Origin of the sequence: Paenibacillus radicis (ex Xue et al. 2023) (assembly GCF_024722015.1) — a bacterium.
GTDB lineage: Bacteria > Bacillota > Bacilli > Paenibacillales > NBRC-103111 > Paenibacillus_S.
This window is the reverse complement of the sequence record NZ_JANQBD010000069.1, coordinates 1-1780: the sequence shown is the minus strand read 5'-3', so window position 1 is coordinate 1780 and position 1780 is coordinate 1. Positions and strand designations below refer to the sequence as shown.

Genomic DNA, 1780 nt, shown 5'->3' with positions numbered 1-1780 from the left:
TGAACTCCCTCAGTACGATTCTGTTTTCTCACGAATGCTCGCTTATTCGCAGGATTTCACCCTTGTCAGATTTTCGGAAAGATTGTAAGAGCAACCGAGTTGAGGACCGGGACAATATGAAGGCGCGACGAAATAGAGGGGGGGGATTAAATCCCCACATATTTCCATATACTGCACGCATTCTCCACGCCGCCCCTGGAGGTTTTCACTCCCATGTCTCAACGGGTCGGTGCCCTCTCATTCCTTCGTTACGCCTGTCCAAGGGGTGGAGGCCGGTCTTGCTAACGTTACGGGTCGGTGCCCTTTGGTTCAATCGCATCCGGTACCCCGTGCTTTCTTTGAAATCCCGCGAATAAGCCAATATTCGTACGACGGTAAGATATCGCTTAAGCTGCTAGCTGAAGTGGCATCGTTTTGTGAGGATTGTAGGCTTCACTGCTGCGAGCCATCCCAACGAGTATGCGGGCTAATTTACCACACAGTTTCATAATGGATCGCATTTTCTTCATCTTTTTCACCTGAACATTGTACGCATGCATCGCCTTGAATTCCGGATTATTCGAGGTCAAGCTCAAAGTCATCATGAAGATGAAACGCCGGAGACGAGATCGTCCGCGTTTACTAATTTTCATCTGTCCTGTCCATTTACCTGAGCTTGCTTCTGCTAGGTTCAGACCAGCGTGCCGAAGCAGTGCATTTCCGTGGGCAAAACCGCTTAAATCCCCGGCCTCACCAAGAATGCCGGCTAGTGAGATCGCATTAATTCCTTTTACGGCAAGCATTGATTTAGCAAAAGGTATGCGGTCTAAAACTGCAATAATCTCTGCTTCTACAACTTTCAGCTGCTCACAAGCTAGGTCATATTCAGCGAGAAGTTGCTTTAAGTGCAGCTTGTACGCATGTGTTGCCTGTTTGGAGCCTACAGAATAACGAGCAAGCGCAACAAGGGTTTGAGCCTTCCTATCCCCAGGCTGACGCTCCATAATGGATTTCCAGCCCCTTACCACGTCCTGAGTCGTTGACTTCCTCAGTTCTTCCGGCGTTGGGAAAAGACGTAGTGTCGCTATTGCACCTTTGCACATTAGGTTCTTAAAGACTTGTCGCAACTCGGGGAACACAATGTCAACCCAACGATGAATCTGGTTCTTCGCACTAACAAGTCTCGTAACGACGGAGTCTCGGTTGGAGAGAAAGACACGCAGCTCTTCAAAGGCCTCAGGCGTGTTGCGAATGAACGAGTAGTAGCCGTTTTTAACCATGTCTGCGATGACGAGAGCATCCTTTTTGTCGCTCTTCGAGGGCGTATTGTCGCGATTTTCTTTGTTCTTTTTCACAAGATGAGGATTAACTAGAACCACTTCAAACTGGCGATCTGAGAGCCACCTAGAGAGGTTTAGCCAATAGTGTCCGGTAGGCTCCATGCCAACAATTGCTGCTGTTAAAGCATGAGCAGATTGCAGTGACTGAATCCACCGAAGAAGGATATGAAAGCCCTCCTCGTCATTTGAAAATGACAAGGGGGTTCCGATTACGATTCCGCGAAAGTTAACAGCGCGCGCGACATGTGTTTGTTGGGCAATGTCGATCCCGACGACCAGATGCTGAGAGGTAATTTTTTCAATGAGTTGATTTTGTTTGTCCTGCGATTTAAACTTCATAGTAGAGCGTCCTCCTGGATGATGGGATTTAAAGGGCTTTGACCCGTTGCGTACTCCCATCGTACCGAGGCGCTTGTTTTTTTGCAAAGCTCAAAAATAACGCTCTACAGGAATGCTAACGT

1 protein-coding gene is annotated in these 1780 nt (G+C 48.1%); it reads right to left on the bottom strand.

The features are described from left to right. Positions 1–386: 386 nt before the first annotated feature. Positions 387–1658 carry an IS110 family transposase gene (locus tag NV381_RS38065; RefSeq protein WP_258218452.1) on the bottom strand — a complete coding sequence of 424 codons (1272 nt, stop codon included), beginning with the start codon at positions 1656–1658 and terminating at the stop codon, positions 387–389. Between the last annotated feature and the right edge of the window lie 122 nt (positions 1659–1780).